13 protein-coding genes are annotated in these 12,735 nt (G+C 74.5%); 3 read left to right on the top strand and 10 right to left on the bottom strand.

What is annotated here, in order from left to right; genetic code table 11:
* Positions 1-40: 40 nt before the first annotated feature.
* The gene (gene tsaB / locus OG218_RS18455) at positions 41-706 is read right to left on the bottom strand and encodes a tRNA (adenosine(37)-N6)-threonylcarbamoyltransferase complex dimerization subunit type 1 TsaB (protein WP_328294679.1); all 666 of its coding nucleotides are present in this window, start codon (positions 704-706) and stop codon (positions 41-43) included.
* Between the two features lie 76 nt (positions 707-782).
* Between tsaB and OG218_RS18450 the strand changes: the two genes are divergently transcribed.
* Entirely contained in the window at positions 783-1,235 is a 453-nt protein-coding gene (locus OG218_RS18450; protein WP_328294678.1) for a hypothetical protein, read from the top strand.
* Complete coding sequence (locus OG218_RS18445) at positions 1,232-2,095, top strand: hypothetical protein (RefSeq protein ID WP_328294677.1); 864 nt, start codon at positions 1,232-1,234, stop codon at positions 2,093-2,095. Before OG218_RS18450 ends, OG218_RS18445 begins: the two co-directional genes overlap by 4 nt.
* Here OG218_RS18445 and OG218_RS18440 read toward each other — a convergent pair.
* From OG218_RS18440 to glmS, 7 genes are all read right to left on the bottom strand, one after another.
* The gene (locus OG218_RS18440) at positions 2,025-2,789 is read right to left on the bottom strand and encodes an alpha/beta hydrolase (RefSeq protein ID WP_328294676.1); all 765 of its coding nucleotides are present in this window, start codon (positions 2,787-2,789) and stop codon (positions 2,025-2,027) included. The genes OG218_RS18445 and OG218_RS18440 overlap by 71 nt on opposite strands.
* On the bottom strand, positions 2,786-3,268 hold the full coding sequence (gene tsaE / locus OG218_RS18435) for a tRNA (adenosine(37)-N6)-threonylcarbamoyltransferase complex ATPase subunit type 1 TsaE (protein WP_380162233.1): 483 nt from the start codon (positions 3,266-3,268) through the stop codon (positions 2,786-2,788). Before tsaE ends, OG218_RS18440 begins: the two co-directional genes overlap by 4 nt.
* A gap of 16 nt (positions 3,269-3,284) precedes the next feature.
* Complete coding sequence (locus OG218_RS18430) at positions 3,285-4,310, bottom strand: alpha/beta fold hydrolase (protein ID WP_328294674.1); 1,026 nt, start codon at positions 4,308-4,310, stop codon at positions 3,285-3,287.
* Entirely contained in the window at positions 4,307-5,476 is a 1,170-nt protein-coding gene (gene alr, locus OG218_RS18425; protein WP_328294673.1) for an alanine racemase, read from the bottom strand. Before alr ends, OG218_RS18430 begins: the two co-directional genes overlap by 4 nt.
* A 24-nt stretch (positions 5,477-5,500) precedes the next feature.
* A complete protein-coding gene (locus OG218_RS18420) occupies positions 5,501-6,928 on the bottom strand; it encodes an NAD(P)H-hydrate epimerase (protein WP_328294672.1) in 1,428 nt (475 codons plus the stop codon).
* A gap of 1 nt (position 6,929) precedes the next feature.
* The gene (locus OG218_RS18415) at positions 6,930-7,283 is read right to left on the bottom strand and encodes a holo-ACP synthase (protein WP_328294671.1); all 354 of its coding nucleotides are present in this window, start codon (positions 7,281-7,283) and stop codon (positions 6,930-6,932) included.
* Positions 7,284-7,348: 65 nt separating this feature from the next.
* On the bottom strand, positions 7,349-9,205 hold the full coding sequence (gene glmS / locus OG218_RS18410; protein ID WP_328294670.1) for a glutamine--fructose-6-phosphate transaminase (isomerizing): 1,857 nt from the start codon (positions 9,203-9,205) through the stop codon (positions 7,349-7,351).
* 75 nt (positions 9,206-9,280) lie between these two features.
* Between glmS and coaA the strand changes: the two genes are divergently transcribed.
* Positions 9,281-10,261: a type I pantothenate kinase gene (gene coaA / locus OG218_RS18405; RefSeq protein WP_328294669.1), complete on the top strand. Its 981-nt coding sequence runs from the start codon at positions 9,281-9,283 to the stop codon at positions 10,259-10,261.
* Here coaA and OG218_RS18400 read toward each other — a convergent pair.
* On the bottom strand, positions 10,237-11,325 hold the full coding sequence (locus OG218_RS18400) for a GNAT family N-acetyltransferase (RefSeq protein ID WP_328294668.1): 1,089 nt from the start codon (positions 11,323-11,325) through the stop codon (positions 10,237-10,239). The genes coaA and OG218_RS18400 overlap by 25 nt on opposite strands.
* 26 nt (positions 11,326-11,351) lie before the next feature.
* Positions 11,352-12,716 (bottom strand): phosphoglucosamine mutase, encoded by a 1,365-nt coding sequence (gene glmM, locus OG218_RS18395; RefSeq protein ID WP_328294667.1) that lies wholly within the window; start codon positions 12,714-12,716, stop codon positions 11,352-11,354.
* Positions 12,717-12,735 lie beyond the last annotated feature (19 nt).

Genomic DNA, 12,735 nt, shown 5'->3' with positions numbered 1-12,735 from the left:
CCGCTGTATCGATCGACAGGCTACGCCGAGTCGTGCTCCGTCACGCCGTGACGCGCTTGCGCGCTCCCGGCTCGGTCGCGTCGGGGCGCCGCAGGTACAGCGGTTCCGGGGGCAGCAGTTCCCACGTCGCCCGGCCGGCGAGGGTGTCGACGACCAGGTGGGCCAGCGCAGCACCGTCGGCGTCGAAGGGGGCCCGGGCGGGTCCGAGGACGTCGGGGTAGAGCCGCGTGCCGGCGCCCACGACGGGGACGTCGGGGGTCAGCGACGCCGGGGCGACGACGTCGGGACCGGCGGTCCGCCGCACCCCCTCGGTCGTGGCGAGGTAGCGCGCGGTGTGGACCTCGCGGCGGCGGGCGTCGGTGGCGACGAGGAACTCCCCGGTCAATCCCTCGGCGACGGCCTGCGCGGCCAGCACGTCGAGCGAGCAGACCCCGTGGATCCGGGCCCCCCAGGCCAGGGCCAGCGTGCGCGCCGTCGCCAGCCCCACCCGCAGCCCGGTGTAGGGGCCGGGACCGACCCCCACCGCGACGTCGGTGACGTCGGTCCGCTCCCGGCCGGCCTCCTCGAGGACGGCGGCGATCGTGGGGACGAGCACCTCGTTGTGGTGGCGCGCGTCCCCCGCGCGGGCGGCGGCCAGGACCCGGTCGCCGTCGTGGACGGCGACCGCCACGCCGGCGGTGGCCGTGTCGATCGCGAGCAGGAGCACGCGAGCAGGGTAGCCGGGTCACTACAGTGGCCGCTCGGTCGGCAACTCGGTCGGGAACGCAGCAGCAGGGGGTTTCGTGGTCGAGGGTCCGCCGCGGTTGTCCGTCCCGCGTTCGGCGTGGCGGGTGCTCGTCCTCGTCGTCGGCCTCGCCGTCCTGCTCGGCGCGCAGCTGCGCGACACCAACGACTGGTTCCCGCTCGGTTCGCTGTCGCAGTACGCGACCCCCCGGGCGAGCGACGGCACCGTCGTCTCCACCTACCTCGAGGGCATCACCGCCGACGGCGAGGTCGTGCGGGTCGCGCTCAGCCCCGGGTCGGTCGGGCTCTCCCGTTCCGAACTGGAGAGCCAGCAGCTGCGCGTCATCGACCACCCGGAACTCCTGGGCGACCTCGCGCGCTCCCGCGCGGCCCTGCACCCCTCGGCCCCGCTGCTGGACGGGCTGCGGCTCGTCCGCTCCTCCCAGCGGCTGCGCGACGCGACCGCCTCCGGCGCGCCGGAGCTGACGGTCCTGGCGCAGTGGTCGCGGTGACGGTCCTCGACTGGCTGGTCCCGGCCGTCCCGGCCGCCCGGGTCGCGTGGTTGCGCCGGATCCTGGCGGGGTTCGTCCTCCTCGACGCGACGCTGCTCACGAACCACGTCCTGCAGCACGTCCACGTCGCCGCGTTCTGGCACCCGGGGATCGTCGGGCGCACCCTGCACCTGCCGCCGCCGACGTCGCTGACCGCCACGACCGCCCTCGTCCTCATGGCCGCGGGTTTCGCCCTGAGCCTCACCCGTCGGCTGGGGCACATCGGATGGGTCTGCACCGCCGTCGGTTACCTGCCCTGGGTGTTCTGGAGCATGGGGTTCGGCTACGTCGCCCACGACCACATGGCGATCGTCGTGGCGGTGTTCGCGCTGCTGAGCGTGGGGCGCGCCGACGCCGACGACCTGCGCCCCAGCCGGAGCGCCGGGTGGGCGGTGCGGTGCGTGCAGATCGCCACGGTGATGACCTACACCGGTTCCGCGGTGAGCAAGTGGGTCCGCAGCGGGACCCCCGCGGCGTGGGCCGACGGCGCCGTCACGGTGTGGGCACTGACCCGCCGTGGGAACGCGGTGTCGCGCCTGCTGCTGGAGGTCCCGCAGTTCCTCGTCGCCGTGCAGTGGGTGGTGCTCTGCTGCGAGTTCCTTGCCCCGGTCGCCCTCTTCCTGCGGCGCCGACTGCTCTGGGCGGCCCTGGGGGCCGTGGTGGTGTTCCACCTCTCGACCTACCTGACCCTCGGCATCCACTTCCTGCCGACGGTCGTCTGCTGGGCCGCGTTCCTCCCCCTGGAACGCCTCAGCCGCCGACGCGGCGAGCGAACCGCACCGATTCCGCGAACACCGACGGCGAGTCCACGTCCGACGTGAGTTCGTGGAAGCTGTTGGCGTAGACCACCTCGGTGACGTCGCGGGAGGAGATCCCGGCCAGGACGGTCCGGGACGACGACGCGGGCACCACGTGGTCGACCCGGGACCGCAGCAGCAGCACCGGCTGGCGCACCCGGGCCAGGTCGCGGCGCACGTCGCGCCAGCCCGCGGCCTGCGACACCAACGCCCGCAACGGGGTGCTGTCGTAGGCGAGGACGCGCACCGAGGGGTCCGCGAGGTCCCCCGCGATCGCGGGCCAGGTCGGCAGGACCCGCCCCAGCGTCTGGACGGCGAGCGCCCGCAGCGGGTCGAGCCCGACGGCCGGGTTGGCCAGGACGACGGCGTGGACGCGGTCGGGGTGCAGTTGCGCCAACCGCAGCACGAGGCCGCCGCCCATCGAGATCCCGGCGACCACGACGGACTCGTTCTCCAGCCGGGCCAGGGCCGCCGCGGTTCCACCGAGCCAGTCGGCCCAGGTGCTCGCGTCGCAGTCGTGCGCGGTGGTGCCGTGGCCGGGCAGCAGCGGCACCTCGACGTCGAACCCGGCCGCGTGGAACTCCTCCGCCCAGCCGGCGACGGTCAGCGGCGTCGCCGTGAACCCGTGCACGACGAGGACCCCGACGCGGGGGCGTGCGGCGTGGCGGCGGGAGAACCCCCGGACGCGCTCGTCGTCGGTGGTCTCGCTGAGGTTCACGTGAGGTCCACCCCGACCCAGCGGGCACCGACGGCCCGGACGCGGACCCGGCGCGGTTCGACGGGTTCCTCGCCCTCGACGCCGGGGACCCCTCCGTGCGGGCGGAGCAGGTCGATCTCGAGTCGGTCGCCGGTGAGCCCCTCGACGAGCCCGCGGCCCCACTCGACCACCGTGACGGCGTCCTGCGCGTCGGTGTCGAGATCGAGGTCGTCGACCTCGGCGAGCGAGCCGAGCCGGTAGGCGTCGACGTGGACGAGTTCCGGCCCGCCCACGAGGGAGGGGTGCACGCGGGCGATGACGAACGTCGGCGAGGTCACCGGACCGCGGACGCCGAGGGCGTCGGCGAGACCGCGGGTGAACGTCGTCTTCCCCGCGCCCAGGTCCCCGGAGAGCAGGACGAGGTCACCGGCCCGCAGGGCGCCGCCCACCCGGGCACCGAAGGCGACGGTGTCCTCCGGGGCGGCCAGGACGAGTTCCACGTCGCTCACCGCCGGCTCACCGTCGCCTCCGGCGGGTGCGGGGTGCGGGCACCGGGACGACGACCTCGTCGGCGGGCAGGCCCCGCCGGGTCCCGACGCGCTCCAGCAACCGTTCCAACCGGGCGGTGACCACGCTCGGGTGCTCGAGCATCAGCAGGTGCCCGGCCCCGCGGACCAGGACGTGCTCGGCGCCGGGGACGGCCTCGGCGATCTCCCGGCCGTGGGCCGCGGGGGTCATCAGGTCGCGTTCGGCGGCGAGCACCAGGACGGGACGACCGGCGAGGTTGGCGAGCGCCTCGCGTTCGTCGAGGGTGCCGAAGGCGGGCAGCAGGTCCGCGATGACGTCGACGGGGGTCCCGGCCATCATCCGGGCCGCGAGCCGCAGGAGTTCCGGGGTGACCGGTCCGGCGAAGTTCCAGTGCCGCACGAGACGTTGCTCGAGGTCCCCGCCGACGCGGCGGCTCCGTTCGAGCACGTCGGTCCGGCCCGCGGCGCGTTCCAGGGCCAGTTCGGCCCAGCGGACGAGGTGGTGGCCGAGCATCGGCAGTCCGTGGTCGACGGCGGCCATCCCGCCGGCGCTGGTGGCGACGAGGGCGACCCCCTCGAGGCGGTCCAGCAGGTCGGGGCGGCGGACGGTCAGCTCCATGACCGTCATCCCGCCGAGGGAGTGCCCGACGAGCACGACGGGCCCGTCCGGGGCGACCGCGTCGATGACCTGTCCGAGGTCGTCGGCGAGGCGGGCGATGGTGACCGGGCCGGCCGGGCCGCGGGCGGAGCGGCCGTGCCCGCGCAGTTCCGGCAGCACGAGGCGGTACCGCCCGCGCAGCGCCAGGCGCTGGAAGTGCCAGCTGTCCGCGGTCAGCGCGTAGCCGTGCTGGAACACGACGGTGGGCGCGTCCGGGCGGTCCGCGGGGTCGACCTCGACGTGCAGCCGGACCCCGTCGTCGGTCTCGACCTCGACGGGTTCGCCGGTCAGCGACTGGAGTTCCTCGCCGCGCACCGTGGGGCGGTGCCGGCGGGCGGGACGCAGCGCCGCCCTCACGCGGGCACCCCGGCGAGCCGGCCGGTGTAGCGGCGCGGGACGCGGGAGCCGATGCGGGTGACGATCTCCCAGGAGATCGTCCCGGCCGCCTGGGCCCAGTCGTCGGCGGTGGCCTCCCCGTCCAGGCCGGGACCGAAGACGATCGCGGGGTCACCGGGGGCGGCGACGTCGTCGCCGAGGTCGACGACGACCTGGTCCATGCAGACCCGGCCCGCGATCCGCCGCCGGGCGCCGGCCACGAGGACCTCCCCCGACCCGGCACCGTTCCAGGAGGCGTGCCGCGGGACGCCGTCGCCGTAGCCGAGCGGGACCAGCCCGAGGGTGGTGTCGGCCCCGGCGGTGTAGGTCAGGCCGTAGGAGACACCGGCCCCGCGGGGGACGCGGCGGACGTGGGCGAGGCGGGCGGCCAGCGTCATGGCGGGGACCAGCCCCAGCTCGGCCCCGGTGGCTCGTTCGGGAGCGGGCGAGAGCCCGTAGACGGCGAGTCCGACGCGGACGAGGTCGTAGCGCGACTCCGGGACGAACATCGCGGCGGCGGAGTTCGCGTGGTGGCGCAGGCCCGGGTCGACCCCGTGGTCGCGGGCGGTCTGCAGCGCCGCCTCGAAGGCCTCGAGCTGGGCGGGGACGGAGGGGTCACCGGGGACGTCGGCGCTGGCGAAGTGCGCCCAGGTCCCGCGGACCTGGACGGTCCCGTCCGCGACGTGCTTGGCCACGGCGTCCAGCAGCGCGGGCCACTCGGCCGGGGAGGCTCCCCCGCGCGACATCCCGGTGTCGACCTCGAGGTGCACCCGGGTCGTCGTCCCGGTCGTGCGGGCCGCCTCAACGACCATCTCCAGCGCCCACACCGCGGCCACCGAGAGGTCCACCCGGGCCCGCACGGCCGGGACGAGGTCCGTTCCGGGAGTGAGGATCCAGGCGAGGAGGTCGGCGTCGACGCCCGCCTCGCGCAGGGCCGTGGCCTCGTGCACGTGGGCCACCCCCAGCCACGTCGCCCCGCCCGCGAGCGCCGCCCGGGCGACGGGGACGAGCCCGTGGCCGTAGGCGTCGGCCTTCACGACGGCCATCACCTCGACGCGACCGACCTGCTCACGCACGACGGCGACGTTGTGCGCGATCGCGTCGAGGTCGACGACGGCCTCCGCGGGCACCCCGGGTCGTGGTTGCACGACTCGACGGTACCCGCCCACGGTTCACCAGCCAGGCAGGGAGGTGAGCGCCGCGGGGACGGCGTCGGCGACGTCGAGGGCGGCGAGCGGACCACCGGCCGAGGCGAGGGCGGCGGCCCGGCCGTGCAGCACCGCGACGTCCGCGGCGACCTGCGCGGGGTCCTCGTCGGGGCGACCCGCGAGGGCTGCGCCGAGGATCCCGGCGAGGACGTCACCGGCCCCGGCGGTGGCGAGCCAGGTCGGCGCGGACGCGGCGGTGAACACGCCGTGCGCGCCGACGACGGTGGTGACCGAGCCCTTGAGCAGGACCGTGGCCCCGGTGCGCTCGTGGACGCGGCGGGCGTGGGTCAGCGGGTCGGCCTCGACGTCGCGCCGCTCGGCCCCGAGCAGGCGGGCCAGTTCCCCGGCGTGGGGGGTGAGGACGTGCTGCGGGCCGAGGGTGTCGGGCAGGCCGCCGAGGGCGCCGGCGTCGACGACGGCGGGTTCGCCCGAGGCCAGCGCGTCGCGGATGCGGTCCTGCTGCTCCGGGTCGTCCGGGGAGACCCCGGGCCCCAGCACCCAGGCCTGGACCCGGCCCGGACCCGCGACGACCTCGGGACGCCGTTGCCGGACGAGTTCGGTGGGGTGGCGCGGACCGAGGTAGCGCACCATCCCGGCCCCGGCCCGGACGGCGGCCTCGACGGCGAGGACCGCGGCGCCGGTGTAGTCCGGCCCGCCCGCGACGACGCCGACGACGCCGCGGGAGTACTTGTCGTCGCCGGGGGCGGCGCGGCGCCAGCGGGCGGCGACGTCCTGCGGCTCGACCCGCCGGACCGCCGGTTCCGGGAGGTGGTGGGAGGTGCCGAGGTCGACGACGACGAGCCGGCCGCAGCGGGCCGCAGCCGGGGCCAGCAGGTGCGCGGGCTTCGCCGTGCCGAAGGTGACGGTGACGTCGGCGGCCATCAGCTCGCCGGTGAGCGCGCCGGTGTCGGCGTCGAGACCGGAGGGGACGTCGACGGCCACGACGACCGGTCCGTCGAGGGCGCTGAGCCCCTCGAAGTCCGGGCGCAGACCACCGTGACCGCCGATGCCGGCGATCCCGTCGAGGACCAGGTCCGCTGCGGCGCAGACGTCCTCGTCGCCCGCTCGCCACGGCCGGGTGCGCACGCCCGCCCGGCGGGCCGAGCGCAGCGAGTCGTCGTGGACGCGGTCGGAGGTCGTGAGCGCGGTGACCCCGACCCCACGAGCGGCGAGGCGGGCCGCGGCGTAGAGGGCGTCGCCGCCGTTGTCGCCGGAGCCCGCGAGGACGAGCACCGAGCGTCCGCTGACCCCGCCGGTCGCCTCGCGCAGGATCCGCGCGCACTCGACGTCGAGGGCCGCCGCGGCCCGCTGCATGAGCGCGCCCCCGGGGAGCCCGACCATCGTCGCCCGCTCGGCAGCGCGGACGTCGGCGACGCGGTGCGCGGCGATCACGTCAGCGGCTCTCGGCCACGACCATGGCCGTCGCGATCCCGGCGTCGTGGGAGAGCGAGAGGTGGAAGACCGACACTCCCGCCGCGTCGGCGATCTTCTTGGCGCTCCCGCGGACCATGATCTCCGGCCGGTGGCCGTCCTCGCGTTCGACGACGACGTCGCGCCACACGAGCCCGACGGGCGCGCCGAGCGACTTCGCCACGGCCTCCTTGGCCGCGAACCGCGCCGCGAGGGACTCCGCGGGCAGGTTCCGCTCGCCGTCGCCGAAGAGGCGTTCCAGCAGCAACGGTGTCCGTTCGACCTGACGTTTGAAGCGCGCGACGTCGACGACGTCGATGCCCACTCCGATGATCATTGGTTGATCCCCCTCCGCCGGGCGTCACCGTCCCACGAGGGCGGGTGACGCCCGACGGCGGGGGGTCACTCCACGGTGACGGACTTCGCGAGGTTGCGGGGCTGGTCGACGTCGAGGCCCTTGGCGGTCGCGAGCTCGCAGGCGAACACCTGCAGCGGCACCACGGCCAGCAGCGGGGACAGCAGCGTCGAGGTCTGCGGGATGCGGATCACGACGTCGGCGAAGGGTTCCACGGCGGTGTCGCCCTGTTCGGCGATGACCAGGGTGCGCGCGCCGCGGGCCCGGACCTCCTGGATGTTGGAGACGACCTTCGCGTGCAGGGAGTCCCGCCCGCGCGGGCTGGGCACGACGACGAACACGGGGGTCCCGGGTTCCACCAGCGCGATCGGCCCGTGCTTGAGCTCACCGGCCGCGAAACCCTCGGCGTGGATGTAGGCGAGTTCCTTGAGCTTCAGCGCCCCCTCCATCGCCACCGGGTAGCCGACGTGGCGGCCGAGGAAGAGCACCGAGCGGGTGTCGGCCATGTAGCGGGCGATCTCGCGGACCTGTTCCAGCCCGTCGAGGACCTGGCGGACCTGGGCCGGGATCTCTTGGAGTTCCGCGAGGACCTGGGCGATCTCGTCGGCGAACTTGTTGCCGCGCAACTGGGCCAGGTACAGGCCGAGCAGGTAGCAGGCGGTGATCTGGGCGAGGAACGCCTTCGTCGAAGCGACCGCGATCTCCGGTCCGGCGTGGGTGTAGAGCGCCGCGTCGGACTCGCGCGGGATCGTCGAGCCGTTGGTGTTGCAGATCGCCAGCACCTTCGCGCCCTGTTCGCGGGCGTGGCGGACGGCCATGATCGTGTCCATCGTCTCCCCCGACTGCGAGATCGCGACGACGAGGGTGCGCTCGGACACGACGGGGTCGCGGTAGCGGAACTCGTGGGCGAGTTCCACCTCCACGGGGATGCGGCACCAGTGCTCGATGGCGTACTTCGCGACCTGGCCGGCGTAGGCGGCCGTCCCGCAGGCGATGACGACGATCTTGTCGATGCTGCGCAGCTGCGCCTCGGAGATCTTCATCTCGTCCAGCTGCAGCCGGCCGTTCGCGTCGGTCCGCCCGAGCAGGGTGTCGGCGATGGCCTGCGGCTGGTCGTGGATCTCCTTGGCCATGAAGGACGGGAACCCGCCCTTCTCGGCGGCCGCCGCGTCCCAGTCGACGTGGAAGCGACGGCCCTGGCTGGGCGAGCCGTCGAAGCCGGTGACGACGACGTCGTCGGGGGTGATGGTGACGATCTGGTCCTGGCCCAGCTCCAGCGCCTCGCGGGTGTGGGCGATGAACGCCGCGACGTCGGAGCCGAGGTAGTTCGCGTGCTCACCGAGCCCCACCACCAGCGGGGAGTTGCGGCGGGCGCCGACGATCGTGCCGGGTTCGTCGGCGTGCACCGCGAGCAGCGTGAACGCGCCCTCGAGGCGGGCGCAGACGGCCCGCATGGCGGCGGTCAGGTCCCCCGCGGCGTCCGCGTCGTAGGCCCGGGCGAGCAGGTGCGCGACGACCTCGGTGTCGGTCTCGCTGGTGAACTCGACACCGGCCCCGAGCAGCTCGGTGCGCAGCGTCGCGAAGTTCTCGACGATGCCGTTGTGGATGAGCGCGAGCCGGCCGCCCTGCCCGACGTGAGGGTGGGCGTTGCCGTCCGTGGGGCCGCCGTGGGTGGCCCAGCGGGTGTGCCCGATCGCGGTGCCCGCCGCGGGCAGCGGGTCGGCGTCGAGGAGCTCGACGAGGTTGGCCAGCTTCCCGGCCTTCTTGCGGGTCTGCACACCACCGGGGGTCAGCACCGCGATGCCCGCGGAGTCGTAGCCCCGGTACTCCAGCCGACGCAGCCCTTCGAGGACGACCTCGCTCCCGTGCTGCGCTGCCCCCACGTACCCGACGATTCCGCACATGGGATCGAGGGTACGGTCCGGGCGGCGCAGTCCTGGTCACCCGAACGGGACGCGTCACCCGGTACCCTCACGCCGGTGAGCACCGGCGCACCCACGCACGTCCCCGTGAACTCACACCCGAGCTCCGCCAACCCCTACGTGGTCCTGGACCGCGAGCACTGGAGCGCGCTGCGCGCCTCGACCCCGCTGACCCTCACGGCCGAGGACGTCACCCGGCTGCGCGGTCTCGGCGACCGGGTCGACCTGCGCGAGGTCGAGGAGGTCTACCTCCCGCTGTCGCGGCTGCTGACCCTCTACGACCGTTCCGCGGGTTCCCTGCACGCCGCGACGTCGACCTTCCTGGGCGAGGCCGTGGCGCGGACCCCGTTCGTCATCGGGATCGCCGGGTCGGTGGCCGTGGGCAAGTCCACGACGGCCCGCGTGCTGCGCGAACTGCTCTCGCACTGGCCCGAGACCCCCCGGGTCGAGCTCATCACCACCGACGGGTTCCTGCTGCCCAACGCCGAGCTGGAACGCCGCGGGATCCTGCACCGCAAGGGGTTCCCCGAGAGCTACGACCGGCGGGCGCTGCTCCGCTTCGTCGCGGCGGTGAAGTCCGGGGTCCCCGAGGTCCGGGCCCCGGTCTACTCCCACCTCGTGTACGACATCGTCCCCGGCGAGGAGGTCGTCGTGCGCCGCCCCGACGTGCTCATCGTCGAGGGCCTGAACGTCCTGCAACCGGCCCGGGTCCGCGACGACGGGACGCAGGGCGTCGCGGTCAGCGACTACTTCGACTTCTCGCTCTACGTCGACGCCCGCAGCGAGGACGTGCGGAACTGGTACGTCGACCGGTTCCTGGAACTGCGGCGGACGGCGTTCTCGAAGCCGCAGTCCTACTTCCACCGCTACGCCTCGCTCACCGACGACGAGGCCGTGGAACGCGCCCGCCGGATCTGGAACGACATCAACGGCCCGAACCTCGCCGAGAACGTCCTGCCTACCCGGGGCCGGGCCACCTGCGTGCTGCAGAAGGGGCCCGACCACTCGGTGCGTCAGGTGCGGTTGCGCAAAGTCTGATCCCGCAGGGTGTGATCCCGCAGGGTGTGACGGATCTCGGCCACGGGCGCCTCGAGTTCCTCGATCAGTTCGTCGAGGACGAAACCGAGCTGCTCGTTGACCGCGATCATCGGCGTGTTCGACACCGCGTTCCACGTCGAGACCCGTTGCGCGACAGGATTGTCCACCACGGCGGTGCGCAGGCACTCGAGTTTCAGCAGCATCCCCAGCCGGTGTCCGCGGTGTTCGCGCAGCACCAGGGTGTCCAGCTGGATGAGCCGCTCCGGTTCGTGGTCGGAGCGCACCAGGACGCTGTAGCCGACGGCCGCACCGCCCGGGTCCTCGGCCACCGCCACCCACTGGTGCCGGCCCTGCGCCGCCCGGGCGGCCTCGACCTCGCGGATCCGGTCACCGTCCCACACCTCGGGTTCGACCTCGAGGTCGCCCATCGGGGCGTCGGTGCTCATCCGCGCGGTGAGGGCGGCCATCACGTCGAGGTCCGCCTCGGGAACCCAGCCGGCGAAGCTGCGCAACCGGTACCCCGACGCGTGCGGACGGGCCGCGGCCGCCAACGCCACCAGTCGCTCCGGCGGCACCGGCAGCGGGAGCTGGCGACGGGCTTCGAGCTGACCGCGGGTGAAACCCCAGGCCCGCGCGGCGCGTGACCCCGGCCAGGTTTCCTCGGGGTGGGTCACCGGACGGTCGACGGAGATCCGCACCGTGCTGCGGCCGGCGGCCTCGGCGAGATCGAGGGCGTGCTCCAGCAGCGCGGTACCGACCCCGCGTCGCCGCTGGTCCGCCACGACGCCGACCTGGACCCAGGCGGTGCGGGTGTTGTCCAGCAGGGTGAAGCGCACCTCGGCGACGCCGACGGGGACACCGCCCTCGCGGGCCAGCACGAGGTGGACCTCCTCCTCCGTGCTCCCCCGCTCCAGCTCGGCCCGGAGCTCACCGCGCCGCCAGGTCGAGGGATCGGGGCGGTCCTGCGCCTCGGCCGCGGCCAGGACGTCGTACCAGTCGTCGAAGTGCTCCGCCGCCCACGTGGCGCGGTCGGGGGCGGCGTTCGTCGTCGAGGTGAGCTCCACGCGGTCCAGTCAGCCAGACCGGAGGTTCAGAGCGCGAGTCGTTTCCGGACGACCTCGGCCAGGCGACCGGCGACGTCCTGGGCGTGCTCGGTGTGCGCGGCCTCGACCATGACCCGCACGAGGGGTTCGGTCCCGCTGGGGCGCAGCAGCACCCGGCCGGTCTCGCCGAGTTCGCGTTCGGCGTCGCCGACGGCCGCGAGCAGTTCCGCGTCGCTGCCGGCGCGGGACTTGTCCACCCCCCGGACGTTGATGAGGACCTGCGGCAACCGCTGGACGACACCGGCGAGGTCCTCCAGGGTGCGGCCGGTCTCGGCCATCCGCGCCAGCAGGTGCAGACCGGTGAGGACGCCGTCACCCGTCGTCGCGTGCTCGGGCAGGACGACGTGGCCGCTCTGCTCGCCGCCGATGCTCCACTTCCCCGCGCTCAGGGCCTCCAGGACGTAGCGGTCGCCGACGCCGGTCTCGATCATCGTGACGCCCTCGCGCTGCATCGCGAGGCGCAGACCGAGGTTGCTCATGACGGTGGCGACGAGGGTGTCCTCGACGAGCTGCCCGCGGTCGCGCAGGGCCAGGGTCAGGACGGCCATGATCTGATCGCCGTCGATCGTGTGACCGGCGGCGTCCACGGCCAGGCAGCGGTCGGCGTCGCCGTCGTGGGCCAGGCCGATGTCCGCACCGTGGGCCAGGACGGCCTCGGTGAGGGGTTCGAGGTGCGTGGAGCCGCAGCCGTCGTTGATGTTCAGCCCGTCGGGCGCGGCGTACAGCGTCGTCACCGTGGCGCCGGCCTCGGCCAGCACCCGCGGGGAGATCGCGCTGGCGGCGCCGTTGGCGCAGTCGACGACCACGTGCAGCCCGGCGAGCGACCCCGGTCCGCCCGGCAGGGTGGAGAGCAGGTGCGCGACGTAGGTGTCCTGCGCGTCCTGCTCCACGTCCGGTCCCGCGTGGACCCGGCCCACGGCGGCCCCCGTCGGACGACGCCCGCCGCCCTCGCGGTATGCGCGCTCCACGGCGTCCTCGACGTCGTCGGGGAGCTTCACCCCGCCGCGGGCGAAGATCTTCAACCCGTTGTCGGGCATGGGGTTGTGCGAGGCGGACAGCATCACGCCGAAGTCGGCGCCGGAGGTGTCCACCAGGTGGGCCAGCGCCGGCGTCGGCACGACACCGACGTCGAGGACATCGACCCCGGCGCTCGCCAGACCGGCCACGACCGCGGCGGAGAGGAACTCCCCCGACGCGCGGGGGTCGCGGGCCACGAGCGCCCGCGGGTGCGCGCTGCCACCCGGTTCGACCAGGACGGTCGCCGCGGCGACCGCCAGTCCCAGCGCCATGTCGGCGGTGAGGTCGACGTTCGCCAGCCCCCGCACACCATCGGTCCCGAAGAGCCGCGCCACCCTCTGTTCCTCCCCCACA

The organism is Kineococcus sp. NBC_00420 (assembly GCF_036021035.1).
Lineage (GTDB): Bacteria > Actinomycetota > Actinomycetes > Actinomycetales > Kineococcaceae > Kineococcus.
This window is presented reverse-complemented; position numbering and strand designations above follow the sequence as displayed.

Coding starts and splice junctions, on each gene's coding strand:
- OG218_RS18415 (WP_328294671.1), bottom strand. CDS start 7,283: ATGATCATCGGAGTGGGCATCGACGTCGTCGACGTCGCGCGCTTCAAA.
- glmS (WP_328294670.1), bottom strand. CDS start 9,205: ATGTGCGGAATCGTCGGGTACGTGGGGGCAGCGCAGCACGGGAGCGAG.